Here is a 20,894-nt window from a genome sequence, read left to right on the forward strand (position 1 = left end):
GGTATGGCCGAAGGACACACGATCACCATCGAGCAAGCCACCCAGCACGTGCGCGTGGTGCACGGCGACCAGGTCCTGGCGGAGAGCGAACGGGCGCTCGTCCTCAAGGAGACGGGCTGTCCGGAGCGGTACTACATCCCCGCCGAGGACGTACGACTCGACCTGCTGAGCCCTTCCGACACCCACAGCTACTGCCCGTTCAAGGGCACCGCCTCCTACTGGTCCGCGCCCGACGCGGCAGACCTGGTCTGGGCGTATCCCGATCCCAAGGCCGACGTCGCCGAGATCAAGGATCACCTCTGCTTCTACGAAGTCGAAGTGTCGTGAGCGATTAGTGTCGATTAGTTCCGTGCCATGGGGCAGTCTCCACAGGCATGGACAAGAAGACGCTTTCGCGTGACGGCACCTCCATCGCGTATCAACGGACCGGACAGGGCCCGGCGGTCATCCTCGTGAGCGGAGCGATGTCGACGGGCGCGACCATGGCCCCGCTCGCCGCGCTCCTCTCGGACCGTTTCGGCGTCATCGCCTACGACCGTCGAGGCCGCGGCGGGAGCGGCGACACGGCGCCCTACTCGGTGGCGCGCGAGGTCGAGGACCTCGCCGCGCTCGTCGACGTGGCGGGCGGCGAGGCGTCGCTGTACGGCATCTCGTCGGGCGGCGCGCTCGTCCTGGAGGCGGCGGCGAGCGGGCTGCCGGTCCGTCAGGTCGCCGTGTACGAGGTGCCGTTCGCCGTGTACGAAGGCGGCGCGAAGGAGCGCGCCGAATACACCGCGCACCTCGACGAGGCGCTCGAGAACGGCCGGCACGGGGACGCGGTCGAGCTGTTTCTCCGGCTCACCGGGCTGGCCGAGGAGATGATCCAGGGCGCCCGCCACTCCCCCATGTGGGCCGGCATGGAGGCGATCGCGCCGAGCCTCGCCCACGACAACGCCGCCATGGGCGACGGCCTGGTGCCGCGGGCACGGCTCGCCTCGATCACCATGCCGGTGCTGTCGGTCGCGGGCGGTGCCAGTCCGGACTGGCTGCGCGAGGCCGCCCGTGCCGTGGCCGAAGCGGCACCCCGGGGGACGTACCGGAGCCTGGAGGGCCAGACCCACATGGTGGATCCGCACGTCCTCGCACCGGTGCTGGCGGAGTTCTTCGCGCCATGACCCCGGCGCGGTGACTCCTGGGTGGTGACCCCGTGGGGCTACACCGCCACGCTCGTCGCGCGCGTGGTCGTCGCGATCGTCGCCGAGCCCACCACGCGCGTGCCGTCGTACAGCACGATCGCCTGGCCGGGGGCGACGCCGCGGACCGGCTCCGTGAACGACACCTCCAGGGTGCCGTCGACGAGCTCGGCGGTGACCTCGGTCTCGCCGCCGTGGGCGCGCAGCTGGGCCGTGTAGGTGCCGGGGCCGGACGGGGCGGTGCCGCACCAGCGGGGCTTGATCGCGGTCAGCCCGGTCACGTCCAGGGCGTCGGCGGGGCCGACCGTCACCGTGTTGTCCACGGGCGAGATGTCGAGCACGTAGCGCGGCTTGCCGTCGGGCGCCGGGGTGCCGATGCGCAGGCCCTTGCGCTGGCCAATGGTGAAGCCGTACGCGCCCTCGTGCGTGCCCAGCTTGGCGCCGGACTCGTCGACGATGTCGCCCTCGGCCTTGCCCAGGCGGTTCGCGAGGAAGCCCTGGGTGTCGCCGTCGGCGATGAAGCAGATGTCGTGCGAGTCGGGCTTCTTGGCGACCGCGAGGCCACGACGCTCGGCCTCCGCGCGGATCTCGTCCTTGGTGGTCACCGTGTCGCCGAGCGGGAACAGGGCGTGCGCCAGCTGCCTCTCGTCGAGGACCCCGAGGACGTACGACTGGTCCTTGGCCATGTCGGAGGCGCGGTGCAGTTCGCGTGTGCCGTCCTCGTCCACCAGCACCTTGGCGTAGTGGCCGGTGCAGACCGCGTCGAAGCCGAGGGCCAGGGCCTTGTCCAGCAGGGCGGCGAACTTGATCTTCTCGTTGCAGCGCAGGCACGGGTTCGGGGTGCGGCCGGCCTCGTACTCGGCGACGAAGTCCTCGACCACGTCCTCGCGGAAGCGGTCGGCGAGGTCCCAGACGTAGAAGGGGATGCCGATGACGTCCGCGGCGCGGCGGGCGTCGCGCGAGTCCTCGATGGTGCAACAGCCACGCGCGCCCGTGCGGAACGATTGCGGATTCGCGGACAGGGCCAGGTGGACGCCGGTCACGTCATGGCCGGCCTCGGCGGCGCGGGCGGCGGCGACGGCGGAATCCACTCCGCCGGACATGGCGGCGAGTACGCGAAGAGGGCGGGGGCGCTGCGGGATGTCAGTCATAGCCCTTCAAGAGTAAGGGGCGCGGGAACCGGAGCCCACGAGTATCCGTTGGTGATCACATGGGGGCGAGGAAGCAGGACACCGACAAGCGGCTGGGGCGGCGGGCGCTGCTCATCGGCGGGGCGGCGGCTGCCGTGGGCACGGCCGTGCTGGCGCGCGACGAGTTGTCGCATCTGTGGTGGCGGCTGCCCGGGGTGGAGAAGCCGCGGGTGGCGGGCGCGGTCGACTTCCGGGGAGCCCGGTGGGTGGCGGCCTCGTCGGCGAACTTCCGGCGGGCCGACCGGCCGGACGACTACGCGATCGACCGGGTGGTCATCCATGTCACCCAGGGCAGCTTCGCGAGCGCGGTCAAGGTCTTCCAGGACCCGGACCACCGGGCCGCGGCCCATTACATAGTCCGCAAGGACGGGCGCATCACGCAGATGATCCGTGAGCTGGACGTGGCGTTCCACGCGGGCAACCGGGAGTACAACGAACGCAGTGTCGGGATCGAGCACGAGGGATTCGTGGAGCGCGCGTCCTCGTTCACGGACGCGATGTACGCGGCCTCCGCGCGACTGACGGCGGGCGTCTGCGGGCGGTACGGCATACCCGTCGACCGGGAGCACATCATCGGGCATGTGGAAGTGCCGGGAACGGACCACACCGATCCGGGGCCGCACTGGGACTGGGACCGGTACATCCGGCTCGTACGGCGGGCTTCGGCGGCCTCGCCGGGTTCATCGGCTTCGTCAGCCCCACCGGCTTCGTCAACGAAGTTGTAAAAGATTGACCGAACTCTTGCCGGGTCCGGGGTGTCCGATGCGTCCCGTACCCCACGCGCGATCAGGGCGTCATCAACTTGGCTTTTTTTCAAGGGAGTTGTCGGGTGATCGACGCTCACGGCACCTTCACAGCGTGCGCGGCTCGCTCCTAGTTTCGCCCCAGCGCTCACACAGCCCCCGGGCCAATCATCCCGGGCCATGACTCACATCACGGATCCCGATTCCGGTATCGGCAGACACGACAAGGGCGAGCACCGCGGCGAGCACCGCGAGGACAGCCCCGCGAAGAGTGAGCACACCAAGGACGTCCGGGGCGGCCGGCGCAGGGGCAAGGGACTGCACCGGCGGACGTTCCTCGGCGGCATGGCCGGGGCCGGCCTCGGGGCGGTCGCGGCGGGCGGGGCGACGTTCTCGCTGCTGACCGACGCGGGGCGCAACAAGGCGGGCGCCGCGACCAACACCGCGACCCTGACCGTCCCGGACCTCCTGGAGGGCACCTCCTCGGACGGCACCACCACCTTCACCATCAAGGCCGAGACCGGTACCAGCGAGGTGGTCAGCGGCGTCACCAGCTCGACCGTGGGCTACAACCAGTCGTATCTCGGCCCGACCATGAAGTGGACCACCGGCTCCACGGTCCTGCTCGACATCACCAACGACATCGGCGAGGACACCACTGTCCACTTCCACGGCGCGCACGTGCCGGCCAAGATGGACGGCGGTCCCCAACTCGCCTTCTCCGACGGCGAGACCTGGTCTCCCACCTTCGAGGTGAAGGACGAGGCCAGGACCCTCTGGTACCACCCGCACGCCCTGGGCACCACGGCCAAGCAGGCCGTGCACGGCCTGGCGGGCATGATCATCGTCGAGGACGACTCCGACACGTCCTCGGCCCTGCCCAGCGACTACGGCACCGACGACATCCCGATCATCCTGCAGTGCCTGGCCAGCGACACTGGCGGGGACATCAAGTACGACCTGACCGGCTATCTCAGCAGCGGCCTGGTCTACCCGGTGCTGTGCAACGGCACGAACGTCGACGACACCACGCTCACCTTCGAGGCCACCAAGACCCGCACCCGCTTCCGGATCCTCAACGCCTCGCCGTCCGACATCATCACCGTGCAGCGCAGCGACGGCGGCACGATGACCCAGATCGCCACCGACCAGGGCTATCTCGCCGAGGCCGCCGACGTGACCAGCATCCGACTGGTCGCCGGCGCCCGCGCGGAGATGGTCATGGACCTCACCGACGACGTCACGCTCCAGGCGGTCATCACGACCGGCTGGGTGCGCGGCGGCAGCGGCACGTACGACTTCCTGGCCGTGACCGCGAGCGGCACCGACACCCCGGACGACCTGCCCAGCACGCTCACCACCATCGACCGGTACGACACCAGTGACTTCACCGCCCGGACGATCACGCTCGGCCAGAGCGGCACGACCATGCTGATCGACGGTTCGGCCGGCACGAGCATGGCCTCCATGGCGATGATCAGCACCACGCTGGGTTCGAAGGAGATCTGGACGGTCAAGAACAACACCCAGCTCGAGCACTCGTTCCATCTGCACGACGTGCCCTTCCAGTTGATCTCGATCAACGGCGAGGATCCGAGCGGCGTGGAGCTGGGCTGGTACGACACGTACGAGGTGGTCGGCGGCGGTTCCATCGAGATCGCCATGGAGTTCACGGACTTCGCCGACGACACCTACATGTACATGCTCCACTGCCATCTTCTGCAGCACGAGGACGAAGGCATGATGGCGTCCCTCATGGTGACGGAGAGCTAGTGCTCTGAAGCGCGGCGGGGTCCGGTCCGGTTGGCAGGCTCGGTGACCGGGCCCCGTCGTCAGGTCAGCCCCGCCGCGCGCGCCCTTTCCACCACCGGGCCGATCGCCTTCCCGACCGCCTCGACGTCCGCCTCCGTGGAGGTGTGGCCGAGGGAGAAGCGGAGGGTGCCGCGGGCCAGGTCGGGGTCGGTGCCGGTGGCCAGCAGGACGTGGCTGGGCTGGGCGACGCCCGCGGTGCAGGCGGAGCCGGTGGAGCACTCGATGCCCTGGGCGTCGAGGAGCAGCAGCAGGGAGTCGCCCTCGCAGCCGGGGAAGGTGAAGTGGGCGTTGGCCGGGAGGCGGTCCACCGGGTCCCCGCCCAGGATCGCGTCCGGAACCGCCGTAAGGACCGCCTCGACCAGGCTGTCGCGCAGGGTGCCGATCTCCCGCTCGAACCACTCGCGCTGCTCGGCGGCCAGTCGGCCGGCGACCGCGAAGGAGGCGACCGCGGGGACGTCGAGGGTGCCGGAGCGGACGTGGCGTTCCTGGCCGCCGCCGTGCAGGACGGGTACGGGGGTGTACTCGCGGCCCAGGACCAGTGCACCGATGCCGTACGGGCCGCCGATCTTGTGGCCGGAGACCGTCATGGCGGCGAGGCCGGAGGCGGTGAAGTCGACCGGGACCTGGCCGAAGGCCTGGACCGCGTCGGCATGCAGCGGGATGCCGAACTCCCGTGCCACGTCGGCGAGTTCGCGGACCGGCATGACCGTGCCGATCTCGTTGTTCGCCCACATCACGGTGGCCAGGGCCACGTCGTCGGGGTTGCGGGCGATGGCCTCGCGCAGCGCCTCGGGGTGGACCCGTCCGTACGGGTCGACCGGGAGGTACTCGACGGTGGCGCCCTCGTGTTCGCCGAGCCAGTGGACGGCGTCGAGGACGGCGTGGTGCTCGACGGGGCTGGCGAGGACGCGGGTGCGGGCCGGGTCGGCGTCGCGCCGGGACCAGTACAGGCCCTTGACGGCGAGATTGTCGGCCTCGGTGCCGCCGGAGGTGAGAACGACCTCGCTGGGGCGGGCGCCGAGCGCTTCGGCGAGGGTCTCGCGGGCCTCCTCGACGGTACGGCGGGCCTGTCGGCCGGAGGCGTGGAGGGAGGAGGCGTTGCCCGTGACGCTCAGCTGGGCGGTCATCGCCTCGACTGCCTCGGGGAGCATCGGGGTGGTCGCGGCGTGGTCGAGGTAAGCCATGGTGGGGCCGATTCTACGGGGCCCCCGCGGCTGGGCTCGGCCCAGTGTGCCCCTGCCGCGCCGCACCTCGGGCCGGCGGTGCCGCGGCTCGTCCCAAGCCGCTTGCCGCCACGGCGGAGGTGACTCCTAGAAGCTCCACGACACAGTGCTGTCCACCTGCATGAACGCCAGCAGGACGAGCAGGTCGGCGACGCCCAGGCCCAGTCCCAGGAAGGCACGGCCGCGGCGCGCGGTGCCCCGCCACAGAGCGGCGCCGGCCAGGGCGATCGCGATGGGGCCGAGGAAGATGTTCAGAACGAGGAGGCCCAGGAGGCCGAGGATGAAGGACGCCACGGCCATGCCGTCGGCGTCGCGGGTACCGGTGCTGCGGGTGGTGGTGGCCGGTGCGGTGAGTTGCATGACGGGTCAGCTCCAGAGTTTCGGTCGTACGGACGGGTGGTCAGCTGGTGGACGTGCTCTGCCTGCGGCCGTGGCGCTCGCGGAGCGCGAAGATGCCGAGCCAGGCGGCGATGACGAGAGCCGCGACGAGGGTGAAGGTGAACGGCGCGTGGGCCACGGTGCCCAGCACCGCGCCGAACAGCAGGAGTGCGGCGACGAGGAACAGCATGGGATGAACCCCTCCGAGACGCCCGGGGGACGCCTCTCGTTAAGTTTCGGTGAACGGTTGTAGTAACACTTGTTCACTGACTCAGAAGTCTAGCGCGTCTGAGGACTTTTCAATTCCAGAGAACAGTTGTTAACTGGATGACATGAGTCACACCCTCGGCATCCGGCAGGTCCAGAAACAGAAGACCCGACAGGCGCTTCTCGACGCGGCGTTGGGTCTGCTGGAGGAGCAGAGCCTGAGCAGTCTGGGCCTGCGCGAGGTCACACGCGCCGTCGGAGTCGCCCCGACCGCCTTCTACCGCCACTTCCGCTCGACGGCGGATCTCGGCGTGGCCCTGGTCGAGGAGGCGCTGGGCAGCCTGCACCCGATGATCCGGACGACGGTGTCCGCGGCCGACGACAGTGCGCAACGGATAGGGCGCGCCATCGAGTTGATCGCCGGCCACGTGGACGCGCACCCCGCCCACATCCGTTTCATCGCTCGCGAGCGCCATGGCGGGGTCCAGCCGGTGCGGGAGGCGATCCGGGACCAACTGGCCCGGTTCGCCGAGGAGGTGAAGGACGAGCTGGCCAAGGACCCCGAGTCCGCGGGCTGGAGCGACGACGACCTGCTCATGCTGGCCCATCTGTACGTGGACCAGATGCTGATCACCGCGTCGCTGTTCCTGGAGGCGCTGGAGGGTTCGGACGAGGAGCGCGAGCACGTCGCGCAGGTCGCGAGCCGGCAGATGCGGCTCATCAGCATCGGGCGGCATCACTGGCTGGGCTGAGCGGGCGCGACCGGGCCCGCACGCCGGGCAACACACAGGGGCGGCACCCCCGTTCACCGGGAGTGCCGCCCCTGTCGTACGGCGTCGTACGTCGTGCGAGGTCAGTTCTTCGTGGCCTGCGCGGTGGGGGCACCGCTGGGTGCGGCACCGTTCCCGCCGGCACCGCCCTGGCCGCCGCCGCAGCCGCCGCCCTGGCCGCCCTGCCCGCCGGGACCACCCTGGCCGCCGCCGGCCGCGGCACCCGCGCTGGGCGCACCACTGGGCGCACCCGAGGGGGCACCGGACGGCTTCGCGGTCGCGTTGCCGGTGGGGGCGCCGGACGGAGCGCCACTCGGGCGGCCCGAGGCGTTGCCGGTCGGCATGCCCGAGGGGTTGCCGCTCGGCGCCTGACAGGCCTGCTGCTGACCGGAGTTGCCACTGTTCGAGGACGACGACGAGTCGCCGGAGCCACAGGCCGCCAGGGCCAGAGGCGAGAGCGCCAGCAGCGCCACCGCGGGGATGAGACGCACACGCTTCATGAGAAACAACTCCAAGAAAGATGAGTGAGGCCTTGAGGCGGGCACTCAATCAACGGCGCTTAGGGCTTCCTTGGGGGTGCCCTGTCCCCGGCCTGTGGTTCAGGTAAAGCGGATCCCAAGAGAGCGCGCTGACCTGCTACTTCACCAACCGTCCTGGCCTACTCGCTGGTACAACTCCGTGACAGAAGCGGCCGCGGCGGCCAGCTCCGCGCGCACCTCGGGCGGCGAGAGGACCTCAACCCGGTCGGAGAACGCGAGCAGTTGGCGGACCTCGCGGACGAATCCGTAGGACAGTCGCGCGGTCACCCACTCGCTCTCGCCGTCGTCGTCGGGGAGTTCGGCCAGCTGCGAGGCGTTCAGGCGCAGGAACATGTCGAGGCGGTCGCGCCGGACGCGGACGGTGACGTCGAGTCCGCCGGGGCGTTCCTCCACCTGACGGCGCAACACCTCCCAGACGTCGGCGAGTTCGACGCCCGTCCGCCGCTTCACCGCCTCTTCGAGGACGGTGGCGGACTGCACCCGGTCGACGCGGAAGAGCTGCGGCTTCGCACGGCGGTCGGCGACCAGGTACCAGACACCCGCCTTCGACACGAGCCCGTACGGATCGACGGTGTACGTCCGCGCCTCCTGGTCCCCGCTGTGCCGGTACCGCAACCGCAGCCGCCGGTCCGCGAAGACGGCGTCCTGCAGGGTTTCCAGGTCGACGGCGGGCTGCGGGCCGCCCTTCCAGCGCGTGGCGTCGACCAGGATCCGGCGGCTGGTCACCTCGGCGGCCGGGCGGTACGGCGCCGGCAGTGCGGCCATCACCTTGCGCAGCGCCGAGCCGAGTGCCGCGTCCAGGCCGAGCGCGGCGTGCGCGCCCTGTGCGGCCAGGATGAACAGCGCCCGGGACTCGTCGGCGGTCAACCCCGTGACGTCCGTACGGAATCCGGCGAGCAGCTCGATGCCGCCGTGCCGCCCGCGCTCGGCGTAGACGGGGACGCCGGAGGCCGAAAGGGCCTCGATGTCGCGGTAGATGGTGCGCACGGACACCTCGAGCCGGTCGGCGAGTTCGTGCGCGGGCACGCGGCCGCGGGTCTGCAGGAGCAGCAGGATCGAGAGCAGGCGGTCGGACTTCACGGCACCAGAATCCCGCCGCGCGAAGTCCACGGCAAATGTTGACGGATACTGTCAGGTTATCCGGGGGAACCTCTGGGCGACGAAACCCGAACAGAGAGGCCCGTCATGGACCCCATCGACCCCCGCCCCGTGTACTCCCGCGCCACCGAGCAGACCGCCGCGCTGATCAAGACGGTCACGCCGGAGCAGCTGGACGGTCCGACGCCCTGTACCGAGTTCGACGTACGCGATCTGCTCGGTCACATCGTCGGCGGCTCCCTGCGCATCGCGGTGGTGGGCGAGGAGGGCGACGGCGGCAAGGTGCGCGCCTTCGTGGACGGAGTGGCCGACGACGCCTGGCCGACCACGTACGAGGAGATGCGGGAGCGGGTGCTGCGGGCCTGGGCGAGCGACGAGCGGATGACGGCGCCGGTGCGGGTGCCCTGGGGCGAGGTGCCGGGACGGGCCGCCCTGGCGGGGTACGTGATGGAACTGGTCACCCACACCTGGGACTTGTCCGACGCACTCGGCCACCCCCTCGAACTCGACCCGGAACTGGCCGAGTTCGCGCTCGCCACGGCCAGGCAGGTGCTGCCGGAGCCGGACCGCGAGGGCGAGGACTTCCCCTTCGCCTCCGCCCGGCCGGCGCCCGAAGGGGCGGACGTCTACCGGCAGTTGGCGGCCTGGCTCGGGCGGGAGCCGATCAGCCGAGCCTGACCCGGGCGAGCTGGCGGGACTGGGCGACCAGGCGGTCCGCGCTGTCCCAGACCTCGGCGTCCTCCTCCAGGAAGCCGCCGGCGAGGTTGCGGGTGGTGATCGAGACGCGCAGCGGGCCGGGGGCCGGGCGGGAGCGGACGTGGACCGTCAGCTCGACCGTGGGGACCCAGCCGGAGAGGCCGATCTCGAAGGCGGTGGGCGGGAGCGCGTCCACCGCCAGCAGGAGGGAGAGGGGGTCGGCGTCACGGCCGTCGGCGAGGCCGAACCACGCCCGCATCTCGCCCTTGCCGGACGGTGCGCCGACCGCCCAGCCGAGGGTGGCGGGGTCGAGCTTGATCATCAGGCGGTCGGTGATCGCGGAGCTGCCGGAGAGGGGCGCGGGGCCGTCCTGGGGACCGAAGCACTGGTCCATGGGCGGGAACGCGGGCGGCTTCGCGGTCGTACGGACGTCGTCGGGCAGCGCGTCCAGGTCGCCGTAGGAGGCGAGGACGCGGATGCGTTCCACCTCGCGGCCCTGCTCGTCGTACTGGAAGAGCGAGGCCTGGCCGCTCGACAGGGTCCGGCCGGTGCGGACGGTTTCGGTGCGGACGACCGCCGGGCCCGGCTGGGACGCGGTGAGGTAGTGCGCCGAGATCGTGAACGGGTCGGAGTGCGGCAGGGCGTCCGCGAGCGCGCGGCCCAGGACGGCCAGCAGGTAACCGCCGTTGACGGCGTTGATGATGGTCCAGCCGGCGGACAGGTCGATGTCGTACACGCCGGGTGCGCGCGGGGTGAGCGCGGTGTCCCGGTCGAACTCGCTGTCGCCGATGGTGGCCCGGACGGCCTGCGCGGAAGCTGCTTCTGACATGCCTGAACGGTACAACGAGAAACTACTAAGCGGTAGCTTTCAGCGTTACGGCAGCGTGACACCTGTCTGCACACTCCCCTCCTCCCGGGTGAGGTTCCGGCAATTTCTTGGTAAGTGTCCGCACTCGTCCGAAACCCAGGACCCCCTCTCCCCCTCTATGGGGACATGAGCCTCACCGGGACTCCGTTCCTCTACACCCTGATCGTGCTGGCCACGGTCGCCCTGGCCCTGCCGCTCTTCCTGTGGTCACGGATCCGCGGGCCCAGGGCCCTGCGCGGCGCGGCCCGGATGCTGATGCTGCTGTTCGCCCAGGGGACGGCGGTCGCGCTGGTCTTCGTACTCGTCAACAACTCCAACAGCCTGTACGACAACTGGGCCGACCTGCTCGGCACGGGAAATCATGTGCAGCAGGCGGCCAACCTCGGTGCGGACGGCACCGGCGGCATAGCGCTGAAGCGGTTGCCGAAGGTCAGGCAGAGCTTCACCGCGGCGAACGGGCCGGGGATGCGCGATGTGCGCGAGACGCAGCTCAAGGGCCGCGTCTCCGGCGTGAACGCCGAGGTCTACGTCTGGCTGCCGCCCCAGTACAACGAACCGCGCTACCGCCACCACAGGTTCCCGGTGGTCGAGTTGCTGCCGGGCTACCCGGGCTCGGCCAGGGCGTGGTTCGGCTCCCTGCACGCGACCCGGCAGCTGGCCCCGCTGATGCGCAACGGCCAGGTCGCGCCGTTCATCCTGGTCGCCCCGCGCACCAACCTGCTGGCCGGGGTGGACACGGGCTGCGCGAACATCCCGGGCCAGGTCAACGCCGACAGCTGGCTGAGCATAGACGTACCGAAGATGGTCATGGACAACTTCCGGGCGCAGCCTGCGCCCAAGGGCTGGGCGGTCGCCGGGTACTCGGCCGGCGCGCACTGCGCGGTGAAACTGGCCGTGGCGCACCCGGGCCGCTACATGGCGGCGGTCAGCATGTCCGGCTACAACGACCCGATCGGCGAACGCAATTCGCTCGCCGCGCAGAACCTGACGCTGAGGGCCGAGAACAATCCTTACCTTCTGCTGAAGAAGGCGCTCACCCCGCCCCGGATCGCGCTGTACGTCTCCGGCCAGCCGCACGACGGCTACGAGGCCGGCATCGCCCTCGCGCAGACCGCGAAGGCACCGACGACCGTGCACGTCGTCTTCATCCCGAAGAGCGCGGGCGGGCACACCATGGCGCTGTGGCGGCCGCAGGTGGTCCCCTCGTTCCGCTGGCTCTCGGTGGAGATGGGCCAGCACCACGTACGGACCCGGCGCTCTACTCCTCTCGTACCGTCGAGCGCCGGTTCCACGCACGCGGCGCTCGCCAGTGGAACTTCATCGCGAGCAGCCGCAGGACGAAGGCGGTGACGACCGCGAGCCCGCTGGTGAACGGGGTCAGGGCGTCGAAGCGGATGCACAGGACGACCATGGTGGCGCCGACCATCGCCGGGACCGCGTACAGGTCGCGGTCCCAGCGCAGCAGCGAGGGCACCTCGTTGGCGAGGACGTCCCTGAGCACGCCGCCGCCGACCGCGGTGGCCAGGCCGAGAGTCGCCGACTGGGCGAGGCCGAGCCCGTACTCGTACGCCTTCGTCGTCCCGGCGACGCAGAACAGGCCGAGGCCGGCCGCGTCGAAGACGTTCACGCCGGCCTGGATGCGCTCCACGTGCGGATGGAGGAAGGGGACGAGGAGCGGGCGGGAAGTAGCCCAGGTCCTTGAATCCTCCCCCTCGCTCGTAACGAGGGGGATTCCTGGCTCAGGCTGCCTCCTGGAGCAGCGCTCCAGGAGGTCTTCCGCCATCAGCACCAGCCGGGTTGAGACCAGCCCGGACGAGCATCACCCGGGCGGAGTTCTTGTCTCTCGGGGAGGAGACTCCGCACGTGGAGCAGGTGTAGGTGCGCTCACCCAGCGGCAGGCGATGCTTGGTTCTCGCATCGCAGTGCGCGCAGTCCATCGTGGTGTGCGCGGGGTGGACGAGGCGGACGTCCCGCCCGTGCTTGCGGCCCATCTTGATCAGGGCCTGTTTGGTGGCACCAATGGCGGCGTCAGCGGCCTTGCGGCCCATCGTGGTCTTGGCGAGGAACTTCGGCCGGAAGTCCTCCACCGCGAGGGCGTCGTGGTCGCGCACGACCTTCTTGGCCCACTTGCGGCCGGTGTCCTCGCGTTGCCTGGCGATCTTCTTGTGCGCCTTCGCCCGCAGCTTCTTCGCCTCGCGGTAGCCGTTCGAAGCAGCCTGGCCCTTCGCCGGTTTGCGGCGGGCCATCATCCGGTCGTACCGGGTCAGCTTCTGCTTCGCCTTCCCGCCGTGCTGGGCGTGGGGGAGGTCGTGGGCGCCGGAGGTGGTGGTCGCGGTCTCCCGCACACCCCAGTCGACACCGATCACGCGGCCGGTTTCCGGCAGGGGCTCGACGGTCACGGGGACGACGAACGAGCAGTACCAGTGCCCGAGACTGTCCTGGTACACGCGCACCGACGACGGCTCGGCGCGCAGCTTCCGCGACCACACCACCGTCAGGACGATGCCCCCAGCCAGGTGCAACCGGCCGCTCTTCAGGCGGAACCCGTGCTTTGTGTAGTTGAGGGTGGGCAGCGCCTCACGCCTGGTCTTCCACGTCGGCATCCCGGCCCGCTGCTTCTGCGGCAGGCGTTCCCTGATGTCCTTCTGCGCCTTCGCGCGGGACTTGCCGAAGTCGCGGATGATCTGCTGCTGAGGAACCGATGAGCCCGCCCGCAGCCACGGAATCGTCCTGCGGGCTTCGGTCAGCATCTTGTCGAGCTGCGCAGGACCGCACGTCTGCTTCTCCCCGGCGGCCTTGTTGTGTACGTACACGGCCTTGGACCTGGCGACACACTCGTTCCAGATCCACCGGCACCTGCCCCACTCCGCCGCCAGGGCGGTGCGTGCCGCGGACGGCACGCGAAGCCTGAACGTGTACCGGGCGTACCCGACCTCCGCGGCCGCACTCACGTGCACCAGGGCACCCCCTCCAACGGTTCCCGGCCGGGGATGCCGTGGCATCCCGGCCCCTCCGAGAGGACCGTACGTACGACGGCCGCACGCGCGTGCCCCGATCGCGCAGCCGCCACCCCAACCGGTGATCACGGGAACGCACGTTCGCGTCGTTCCGGTGCCGGACAGCCGTACGGGCGCTCCGCGCCCTGAACCGGGTGCGGCGACGCCCCCGCCACAACGCACGGATGCGGTTCCTCCCGGCATGAACGCTGGGGCATCCCCGCAAGAAGCAGGTGAAGGCGGCCGGGGCCACGGCCCCGATGATCAGGTCCCTCAGCAGCCCTCCGCCCAGCACGGTGACCTCGGCGGGCACGGCGATGCCGAAGACGTCGAAGTTCTTGCGGACGGCCAGCAGCGCACCGGAGATGGCGAACACCAAGATGCCGACGTGGTCGAGCGTGTGCCGGACGGAGGAGGGTCCGTACGGGCCTTACAGGACCGGTTTGCCCGTGGTGTAGATCCACTTCAGGAACAGGTCGTCGAGGTTCTGTCCGGAGATCTTCTCGGCGAGCCGGATGAACTGCCCGGTGTTCGCGTTGCCGTAGCGGTGGATCCTCGTCCAGGTCGGCAGCAGCTTGAAGAACGCCTTGTCGCCGATGCGTTCGCGCAGCGCCTGGAGGGTCATCGCGCCGCGCTGGTAGACCGCGGAGGCGAACATGGTGTCGCGCTGCGGGTCGCCGACGACGGTCTGCCAGAAGGCGTTGTCGGCGGGGCGGGCGTTGTAGGCGGCCAGGAACGAGTCGTGGGCGCTGCGGGTGCCCTGGTGCTCGGCCCACAGCCACTGGGCGTAGGTGGCGAAGCCCTCGTTGAGCCAGATGTCCTTCCAGTGCGCGACCGACACCGAGTCGCCGAACCACTGGTGGGCCAGCTCGTGCACGATCGTCGTCTCGTTGCGCACGGCCGAGTAGGCGGGCTTGCTCTGCACCTCCAGCGAGAACCCCGCCTCCGGCATGTCGTCGACGATCGCGCCGGTCTCCTCGAAGGGGTACGGCCCGAAGACCTGCGACCAGTAGTCGGTGGCCGCGGCGGTCACGGCGTACACGTCGACACTGTTGCTGTTGGCGAGGACGGGGTCGATGGCGACGTAGATCGGGATGCCGGAGGGGGTCCTGCCGGTCTTCACGTCGAACTTGCCGATGGTCGCGGTCGCGAGATAGGTCGCCATCGGCTTGCTCTCGCGCCAGTGGGCGTACGTCGAGTCGCCCTTGTCGTACGTCGAGACCAGCCGGCCGTTGGAGACGCCGGTCAGGCCCTTGGGCGCCTTGATCCGGATGTCGTAGGTGGCCTTGTCTGAGGGGTGGTCGCTGGACGGGAACCAGGTGGAGGCGGCGTTGGGTTCGCAGGCGACGAAGACGCCGTCGGCGGTCTTCATCCACCCGTAGTCGGAGCCGAAGACGATCGGGCCGCTGAGGGGTTCGGGGACACCGCCGTAGGTGACGGTGACCGTGAAGTCGTGACCCTTGCGCAGGAAGTCGCGCGGGGTGATGCGCAGTTCGTCGCCGTCGCGCGTGAACTGGGCGCGTCTGCCGTTCACTTCGACTCTGGTGACCTCCAGCTTCTGCAGGTCCAGATCGAAGGAGGACAGGGTCTGGGTGGCGCGGGCCGTGAGGGTCGTACGGCCGTCGAGGCGGTCGGTGTCCGGGTTGTACGCCACGTCGAGGGCGTAGTGGCGGGCGTCGAAGCCGCCGTTGCCGAGGTTCGGGAAGTAGCTGTCACCTATGCCATCGGCGCCCGGAGTGGGGGCTGAGGAGGCCGCGATGACCATGAAAGAAGCCGCCGCGGTGAAAACTAAGCTCCCGCGCGAAGCGCGTCGTTTGAGGGTGGTGGTGGGAGACGGGCGGGCGGCTCCTAAGCGTGTCGAACGGGAGAGTCTCATGTGTCGTCCCTTTCGAGCGTGTGCCGATAAGTCGGACACGGACGACGATGAACTCTCCCGTTCGGTCATGTGCATGACTTTGCCAACTTGTCATGCGTTACTTGTCGGTTGACTCCTGGCCCTCGCCCTCCGGGGTCACAGCCGCATCGGTGGTCTCCGAGGACTCGGTGGTCTCCGCGGCCTCAGCGGCATCGGTGGTCTCCGCGACATCGGCGGTACCGGTGCCGACCACCGCCGCCGCCAGCGCTGCCGACGTCTCCGCCGACTCCGCCAGCACCTCGTCCGAGATCAGCTCGGCCGCCTCCTTGGCCACGGTCAGCAGCACCGTGTCCTGCGGGGCCTGGTCCTCGAAGTTCTCCGGGTGGTGGCAGGCGACCTGCTGGCCGGGCTTCAGCTCCAGGAGCGGCGGCTCGGTCGTCTTGCAGATCTCCGTCGCCTTCCAGCACCGGGTGTGGAAGCGGCAGCCGCTGGGCGGGGAGATCGGCGAGGGCACGTCGCCCTTGAGCAGGATGCGCTCGCTCTTGACGTTCTTGCGCTTCGGGTCCGGGATCGGCACCGCCGACATGAGCGCCTTGGTGTACGGGTGCATCGGCGCCCTGTACAGCGACTCGCGGTCGGCCAGTTCGACGATCTTGCCGAGATACATCACCGCGATCCGGTCCGAGACGTGCCGGACGACCGACAGGTCGTGCGCGATGATCACGTACGTCAGGTCCAGCTCCTGCTGGAGGTCGTCGAGCAGGTTGACGACCTGGGCCTGGATCGACACGTCCAGCGCGGAGACCGGCTCGTCCGCCACGACCAGCTTGGGGTTGAGGGCGAGCGCGCGGGCGATACCGATGCGCTGGCGCTGACCGCCGGAGAACTCGTGCGGATAGCGGTTGTAGTGCTCGGGGTTGAGGCCGACCACCGACAGCAGCCGCTGGACCTCCTTCTTCACCCCGCCCTCGGGCTGGACGCCCTGCAGCCGGAACGGAGCGCCGACGATCGTGCCGATCGTGTGCCGCGGGTTCAGCGAGGAGTACGGGTCCTGGAAGATCATCTGCACGTCACGGCGCATGGGGCGCATCTGGCCCACACCGAGGTGCGTGATGTCCCTGCCGTCGAACTCGACCTTGCCGGCGGTCGGTTCGAGCAGTCGGGTGATCAGCCGGCCCATGGTCGACTTGCCGCAGCCGGACTCGCCCACGACACCGAGGGTCTCGCCCTTGCGGACCTCGAAGTCGATGCCGTCGACGGCACGCACCGCACCGGTCTGCCGCTGGAGCAGCCCCTTGCGGATCGGGAAGTGCTTCTGGAGCCCGGTCACCCTCAGCAGGGTCTCGCCGTGGGCGGCGTCCTTGGAGAGGGTGGCACCGTCGCTCTGCGCAGGGATGGTCACTGCTTTGTCCTCGCTCACAGCTTCGGCGCAATCTCTTCGGTCCAGATACGCTCCCGCTGCTCCTGGCTCATGTGGCAGGCGGCCCAGTGCCGGGTGCCGACCTCGGCCAGCTCGGGCCGGACCGTGCGGGTGACGTTGTCCTTCGGAATGTCGGCGTACGGGCAGCGCGGGTTGAAGGCGCAGCCGTCCGGGATGTTGATCAGCGAGGGCGGGGAGCCCTGGATCGGGATGAGCCGCTCGGTCTCCTCACGGTCGAGCCGGGGCATCGAGCCGAGCAGGCCCCAGGTGTAGGGGTGGCGGGGCTCGGAGAACACCGACTCGGCCGGACCGCGCTCGATGCAGCGGCCGCCGTACATGACCAGCAGGTCGTCGGCCATCTCGGCGACCACACCGAGGTCGTGCGTGATCATGATGACCGCGGAGCCGAACTCCTTCTGCAGATCCCGGATCAGGTCGAGGATCTGCGCCTGCACGGTGACGTCCAGGGCGGTGGTCGGCTCGTCCGCGATGAGCAACTCGGGGTTGTTCACCAGCGACATGGCGATCATCGCGCGCTGGCGCATACCGCCGGAGAACTCGTGCGGGTAACTGTCCACACGCTGGTTCGGCTCCGGGATGCCCACGCGGTCCAGCATCTCGATGGCCCGCTGCCGGGCCACCTTCTTGTTCACGTTGTGGTGGACCCGGTAGGCCTCGATGATCTGCTGGCCGACGCTGTAGAACGGGTGCATCGCCGACAGCGGGTCCTGGAAGATCATGGCCATCTTCCGGCCGCGCAGCCGCCGTACGTCGTCCGGGTCGGCGGTGATCAGTTCCTGGCCGTCCAGCCACACCTCGCCGGAGACCCGGGCGTTCGCCTGACGGTGCAGGCCCATCACCCCGAGCGAGGTGACGGACTTGCCCGAACCGGACTCGCCGACGATACCGAGGGTCTGACCGCGGCGGACGTCGAAGCTGACGCCGTCCACCGACTTGACCAGACCGTCATCGGTGTTGAAGTGGATGCGCAGATCGCGAACGGAGAGGAACGCGTCGTCGGCGTCGGTGGGGGCGACGGTGGCCGGTTCGCCGAGCGCCGCCTTTTCGAGCTTGCTCACGAGTACCTCACGCGGGGGTCGATGGCTGCGTACACCAGGTCGACGATGAGATTGCAGAAGACGATGAAGAACGCGGCGACCAGCGTCACGCCCATGACGATCGGCAGGTCGTTGTCCTTGATGGCCTGGATGGAGTACGCGCCGATGCCCTGCAGGGAGAAGACGGTCTCGGTGAGCACCGCGGTACCGATCAGGGTGCCGAAGTCCATGCCGAAGATGGTGACGATCGGGGTCAGCGCAGCCCGCAGACCGTGCTTCGTCACGACCGTCCGCTCCTTCAGGCCCTTGGCGCGCGCCGTCCGGATGTAGTCCTCACCCATGGTCTCCAGCATGCCCGCCCGGGTGAGCCGGGCGTAGAGGGCGGAGAAGAGGAACGCGAGGCTGATCCAGGGCAGCATCAGATGCCAGGCCCAGTCGGCCGGGTTCTGGGTGAACGGCACGTAGTCGGTGCTCTCCCAGATGGGCCACTGGTAGACGAACAGCGCGTTCATCACCTGGCCGGTGAAGAAGATCGGCAGCGAGACGCCGGCGAGCGCGATGAACATCGAGATGCGGTCCACCGGCTTGCCCTTGCGCAGTGCCGAGATGACACCGGTGGTCACACCGAAGATCACCCAGATCACCGCGGCACCGACGGCCAGCGAGAACGAGATCGGGATGCGCTGCGTGAGCTGCGGCCACACCTCGACGTGACTCTTGAAGGAGTACCCGAAGCACGGGGCGTCACAGTGGGTCGCGTCGGGGCCGAACTTGTAGTCGGCACCCACGAACAGGCCCTTGAGGTAGTCCCAGTACTGGATGTAGAGGGGCTGGTCGAAACCCAGGTTCTTCTTGATCGCGGCAATGGACTCGGGGTTGGCGTCCTTGCCGACGTACTGGGTGGCCAGCTGGGTGGCCGTCTGGCCGCCGAGGCGCGGGACCAGGAAGAAGATGGCGAAGGTGACTGCGCTGACTACCAGCAGCAGTACCAATGCGCCCAAGACGCGTCGGATGATGTACGCAGCCACAGCTGTGCGGCTCCGAGCGGCCGGGACGGGGTTGTCCGTCCCGGCCGCCCGGTGCCTTCACCTGCCTTTCAGGGAATCCGGCCTGTGCTTACTTCGACGAGCTCAGCAGCAGGTAGTCGTACATACCGAGGTACGCCTGCGTGACCGTCACGTTGGTCGCGGACGTAGGCCGGAGCAACAGGTTCTTGCGGTAGACGAGCGGGACGACCGAGGCGTTGTCGAGCACCATCTTGTCGATGTCGCCCCAGGCCTTGGTGCGGGCCGCGTCGTCGGTGTTGGCGATCGCGGTCTTCAGCGCGTTGTTGATCTTCGGGTCGTTCAGCTCCATCAGGTTGTTGCCACCCGAGGGCTTGATGGCCGCGCCGTTGATGATCTGGTCCAGGAAGCCGTAGCCGGTCGGCCAGTCGGCACCCCACGCCATGGAGAGCATGCCCAGCTTGTGCTCGTGGACGTAGCTCGGGACACCGGCGAAGTTGGAGAAGTACTTGCCGGAGGGGAACTGCTTGATGTCGACCTTGATGCCGACGCTCTTGAGCGAGTTCTGGATGGCAGTGGCCTGCGCGATCTCGGCGGGACGGTCGGAGCGGGCGGTCAGCGTGGTGGAGAAGCCGTTCGGCTTGCCGCACGCCTTGAGCTCTGCCTTGGCCTTGGCCGCGTCACCCTTGTGCCCGGCGGACGGGTAGGTGTCGAACTTGGTGTAGCCGTTGACCGACGGCGGCAGCAGCGTGGTGGCCACGTCGCCCTTCGGCGTGCCGCCGATGGCGTCGAGGATCGACTGCTTGTCGATCGCCCACTGGACCGCCTTGCGGCAGTGGATGTCGTTGAACGGCGCCACGTTCACGTTCAGCGCGATGTACGAGGTCGCACCGGCGTAGGAGTTGTCCGTCTGCTTGGCGTACTTGCCGGACAGCACCTTCGGCTGGGTCTGCGGCTGGACGCCGGTACCCGCGATGTCACCGGTGATCTTGTCGGCCAGCAGGTCGTTGTCGATCGTGACCGGGTTGACCTTGAACTTGACCGTGATCTTGTCCGGCAGCGCCTTGCGCACCGGGTCGGTCTTCTGGTCCCAGTTCGGGTTGCGGACGAGGGTGGCGCTGCGGCCCTCCTCGTACGACTGGAACTTGTAGGGGCCCGAGGACACGATGTGCTGCACGTACTTCGCACCGTCGTCCTTCGCAGCCGGCACGGGGGCCGTCTGGGAGAAGGTCGCCAGGTAGTCGAAGTCGGCGAACGGCTGGTTCAGCTTGAAAACGATCGTCTGGTCGTCCGGAGTCTCGATCGACTTCAGACCGTCGGCCGACTTGTCCTTGTAGGGACCCTTGTACTTGTCGCCACCGATCAGGTAGCTCTTGAAGTACGTGGGACCGTTGGACAGCGCCTCGGGTGCGAAGTTCGAGCGCTCGATCGCGTACTTGACGTCCTTGGACGTGATCGGCGTGCCGTCGGAGAACTTCAGGCCCGAACGCAGCTTGTACGTCCACGTCTTGGCGTCGGCACTGGGCTTGCCCAGGGACTCAGCCAGGTCGGGAACGACCTGCAGACCGGCCTTGCCCGCCGCCGGCTTGAACGTGACGAGCGTACGCGCGTAGAGGCGCGAGAAGTTCTGTACGAACCCGTAGTACGTGTTGCCCGGGTCCAGGGAGTCCGGCACGTCGGAGTCCTCCAGCGTGACCGAACCCCCCTTCTTGTTCGACACGTTGACGATGGCGTCGAGCGCCGCGTCCTTCTTGGCGCTGCCGCCACTGCTGTTGTCGTCGCTGCCGGAGCCGCCACATGCGGCAGCTCCCAGCGAGAGTGCCAGCACCGACGCCACTGCGGCGGTAACCCTTCTCGTCTTCACG

At 69.2% G+C, this 20,894-nt stretch carries 20 protein-coding genes and 2 pseudogenes; 7 read left to right on the plus strand and 15 right to left on the minus strand.

Going from position 1 to position 20,894, the window contains the following annotated elements:
• The first annotated feature begins 3 nt into the window (after nt 1–3).
• Entirely contained in the window at nt 4–327 is a 324-nt protein-coding gene (locus OG303_RS16910) for a DUF427 domain-containing protein (RefSeq protein WP_405869212.1), read from the plus strand.
• Between the two features lie 47 nt (nt 328–374).
• Complete coding sequence (locus OG303_RS16915) at nt 375–1,154, plus strand: alpha/beta fold hydrolase (protein ID WP_405869213.1); 780 nt, start codon at nt 375–377, stop codon at nt 1,152–1,154.
• 38 nt (nt 1,155–1,192) lie between these two features.
• Here the strand turns inward: OG303_RS16915 and mnmA are convergent, their stop codons facing one another.
• On the minus strand, nt 1,193–2,323 hold the full coding sequence (mnmA, locus tag OG303_RS16920; protein ID WP_405869214.1) for a tRNA 2-thiouridine(34) synthase MnmA: 1,131 nt from the start codon (nt 2,321–2,323) through the stop codon (nt 1,193–1,195).
• A gap of 59 nt (nt 2,324–2,382) precedes the next feature.
• Here mnmA and OG303_RS16925 point away from each other — a divergent pair, with 59 nt between their 5' ends.
• Both OG303_RS16925 and OG303_RS16930 read left to right on the plus strand, forming a co-directional pair.
• Nucleotides 2,383–3,087: an N-acetylmuramoyl-L-alanine amidase gene (locus OG303_RS16925; protein ID WP_405869215.1), complete on the plus strand. Its 705-nt coding sequence runs from the start codon at nt 2,383–2,385 to the stop codon at nt 3,085–3,087.
• 198 nt (nt 3,088–3,285) lie between these two features.
• Complete coding sequence (locus OG303_RS16930) at nt 3,286–4,878, plus strand: multicopper oxidase family protein (RefSeq protein ID WP_405869216.1); 1,593 nt, start codon at nt 3,286–3,288, stop codon at nt 4,876–4,878.
• A gap of 59 nt (nt 4,879–4,937) precedes the next feature.
• On the opposite strand, the gene OG303_RS16935 is transcribed toward OG303_RS16930, so the two are convergent.
• The 3 genes from OG303_RS16935 to OG303_RS16945 all read right to left on the minus strand — a co-directional run bounded on the left by OG303_RS16935 (nt 4,938) and on the right by OG303_RS16945 (nt 6,708).
• Complete coding sequence (locus tag OG303_RS16935; protein ID WP_405869217.1) at nt 4,938–6,101, minus strand: cysteine desulfurase family protein; 1,164 nt, start codon at nt 6,099–6,101, stop codon at nt 4,938–4,940.
• 126 nt (nt 6,102–6,227) lie between these two features.
• A complete protein-coding gene (locus OG303_RS16940) occupies nt 6,228–6,500 on the minus strand; it encodes a DUF4190 domain-containing protein (protein ID WP_405869218.1) in 273 nt (90 codons plus the stop codon).
• A gap of 40 nt (nt 6,501–6,540) precedes the next feature.
• Nucleotides 6,541–6,708, minus strand: a complete 168-nt coding sequence (locus OG303_RS16945; protein WP_405869219.1) for a hypothetical protein — start codon at nt 6,706–6,708, stop codon at nt 6,541–6,543.
• A gap of 142 nt (nt 6,709–6,850) precedes the next feature.
• On the opposite strand from OG303_RS16945, the gene OG303_RS16950 reads away from it, so the two are divergent.
• Entirely contained in the window at nt 6,851–7,477 is a 627-nt protein-coding gene (locus OG303_RS16950; protein ID WP_405869220.1) for a TetR family transcriptional regulator, read from the plus strand.
• A gap of 101 nt (nt 7,478–7,578) precedes the next feature.
• Here OG303_RS16950 and OG303_RS16955 read toward each other — a convergent pair whose 3' ends face one another.
• Nucleotides 7,579–7,995, minus strand: a complete 417-nt coding sequence (locus OG303_RS16955; protein WP_405869221.1) for a hypothetical protein — start codon at nt 7,993–7,995, stop codon at nt 7,579–7,581.
• A gap of 141 nt (nt 7,996–8,136) precedes the next feature.
• Entirely contained in the window at nt 8,137–9,114 is a 978-nt protein-coding gene (locus OG303_RS16960) for a helix-turn-helix transcriptional regulator (protein ID WP_405869222.1), read from the minus strand.
• A 105-nt stretch (nt 9,115–9,219) separates the two neighbouring features.
• On the opposite strand from OG303_RS16960, the gene OG303_RS16965 reads away from it, so the two are divergent.
• A complete protein-coding gene (locus OG303_RS16965; RefSeq protein WP_405869223.1) occupies nt 9,220–9,810 on the plus strand; it encodes a TIGR03086 family metal-binding protein in 591 nt (196 codons plus the stop codon).
• On the opposite strand, the gene OG303_RS16970 is transcribed toward OG303_RS16965, so the two are convergent.
• Entirely contained in the window at nt 9,797–10,657 is an 861-nt protein-coding gene (locus OG303_RS16970; RefSeq protein WP_405869224.1) for a thioesterase family protein, read from the minus strand. The genes OG303_RS16965 and OG303_RS16970 overlap by 14 nt on opposite strands.
• A 165-nt stretch (nt 10,658–10,822) precedes the next feature.
• Here OG303_RS16970 and OG303_RS16975 point away from each other — a divergent pair, with 165 nt between their 5' ends.
• Nucleotides 10,823–12,046 (plus strand): alpha/beta hydrolase, encoded by a 1,224-nt coding sequence (locus tag OG303_RS16975; protein WP_405869225.1) that lies wholly within the window; start codon nt 10,823–10,825, stop codon nt 12,044–12,046.
• On the opposite strand, the pseudogene OG303_RS16980 reads toward OG303_RS16975, so the two are convergent.
• The 8 genes and pseudogenes from OG303_RS16980 to OG303_RS17015 form a co-directional block, all read right to left on the minus strand.
• Nucleotides 11,955–12,399, minus strand: a pseudogene (locus tag OG303_RS16980) (trimeric intracellular cation channel family protein); the annotation flags it as partial. The gene OG303_RS16975 and the pseudogene OG303_RS16980 overlap by 92 nt on opposite strands.
• A 36-nt stretch (nt 12,400–12,435) precedes the next feature.
• Nucleotides 12,436–13,647, minus strand: coding sequence for an RNA-guided endonuclease InsQ/TnpB family protein (locus OG303_RS16985; RefSeq protein ID WP_405869226.1), 1,212 nt, complete (start codon nt 13,645–13,647; stop codon nt 12,436–12,438).
• A 277-nt stretch (nt 13,648–13,924) separates the two neighbouring features.
• Nucleotides 13,925–14,104, minus strand: a pseudogene (locus tag OG303_RS16990) (trimeric intracellular cation channel family protein); the annotation flags it as partial.
• Nucleotides 14,105–14,122: 18 nt separating this feature from the next.
• Nucleotides 14,123–15,568 (minus strand): M1 family metallopeptidase, encoded by a 1,446-nt coding sequence (locus tag OG303_RS16995; protein ID WP_405869227.1) that lies wholly within the window; start codon nt 15,566–15,568, stop codon nt 14,123–14,125.
• A 97-nt stretch (nt 15,569–15,665) separates the two neighbouring features.
• Entirely contained in the window at nt 15,666–16,949 is a 1,284-nt protein-coding gene (locus tag OG303_RS17000; protein ID WP_405869228.1) for an ABC transporter ATP-binding protein, read from the minus strand.
• A gap of 14 nt (nt 16,950–16,963) precedes the next feature.
• Entirely contained in the window at nt 16,964–18,046 is a 1,083-nt protein-coding gene (locus tag OG303_RS17005) for an ABC transporter ATP-binding protein (protein WP_405869229.1), read from the minus strand.
• Nucleotides 18,043–19,053, minus strand: a complete 1,011-nt coding sequence (locus OG303_RS17010; protein ID WP_405869230.1) for an ABC transporter permease — start codon at nt 19,051–19,053, stop codon at nt 18,043–18,045. The genes OG303_RS17005 and OG303_RS17010 overlap by 4 nt, the downstream gene beginning before the upstream one ends.
• A gap of 88 nt (nt 19,054–19,141) precedes the next feature.
• Complete coding sequence (locus OG303_RS17015; RefSeq protein WP_405869231.1) at nt 19,142–20,893, minus strand: ABC transporter substrate-binding protein; 1,752 nt, start codon at nt 20,891–20,893, stop codon at nt 19,142–19,144.
• Nucleotide 20,894: the final 1 nt, after the last annotated feature.

Origin of the sequence: Streptomyces sp. NBC_00005, assembly GCF_045160215.1 — a bacterium.
Lineage (GTDB): Bacteria > Actinomycetota > Actinomycetes > Streptomycetales > Streptomycetaceae > Streptomyces.

Coding starts and splice junctions, on each gene's coding strand:
- OG303_RS16970 (WP_405869224.1), bottom strand. CDS start 10,657: ATGTCAGAAGCAGCTTCCGCGCAGGCCGTCCGGGCCACCATCGGCGAC.
- OG303_RS16915 (WP_405869213.1), top strand. CDS start 375: ATGGACAAGAAGACGCTTTCGCGTGACGGCACCTCCATCGCGTATCAA.
- OG303_RS16950 (WP_405869220.1), top strand. CDS start 6,851: ATGAGTCACACCCTCGGCATCCGGCAGGTCCAGAAACAGAAGACCCGA.
- mnmA (WP_405869214.1), bottom strand. CDS start 2,323: ATGACTGACATCCCGCAGCGCCCCCGCCCTCTTCGCGTACTCGCCGCC.
- OG303_RS16955 (WP_405869221.1), bottom strand. CDS start 7,995: ATGAAGCGTGTGCGTCTCATCCCCGCGGTGGCGCTGCTGGCGCTCTCG.
- OG303_RS16995 (WP_405869227.1), bottom strand. CDS start 15,568: ATGAGACTCTCCCGTTCGACACGCTTAGGAGCCGCCCGCCCGTCTCCC.
- OG303_RS16925 (WP_405869215.1), top strand. CDS start 2,383: ATGGGGGCGAGGAAGCAGGACACCGACAAGCGGCTGGGGCGGCGGGCG.
- OG303_RS16930 (WP_405869216.1), top strand. CDS start 3,286: ATGACTCACATCACGGATCCCGATTCCGGTATCGGCAGACACGACAAG.
- OG303_RS16940 (WP_405869218.1), bottom strand. CDS start 6,500: ATGCAACTCACCGCACCGGCCACCACCACCCGCAGCACCGGTACCCGC.
- OG303_RS16965 (WP_405869223.1), top strand. CDS start 9,220: ATGGACCCCATCGACCCCCGCCCCGTGTACTCCCGCGCCACCGAGCAG.
- OG303_RS16935 (WP_405869217.1), bottom strand. CDS start 6,101: ATGGCTTACCTCGACCACGCCGCGACCACCCCGATGCTCCCCGAGGCA.
- OG303_RS16945 (WP_405869219.1), bottom strand. CDS start 6,708: ATGCTGTTCCTCGTCGCCGCACTCCTGCTGTTCGGCGCGGTGCTGGGC.
- OG303_RS16975 (WP_405869225.1), top strand. CDS start 10,823: ATGAGCCTCACCGGGACTCCGTTCCTCTACACCCTGATCGTGCTGGCC.
- OG303_RS16910 (WP_405869212.1), top strand. CDS start 4: ATGGCCGAAGGACACACGATCACCATCGAGCAAGCCACCCAGCACGTG.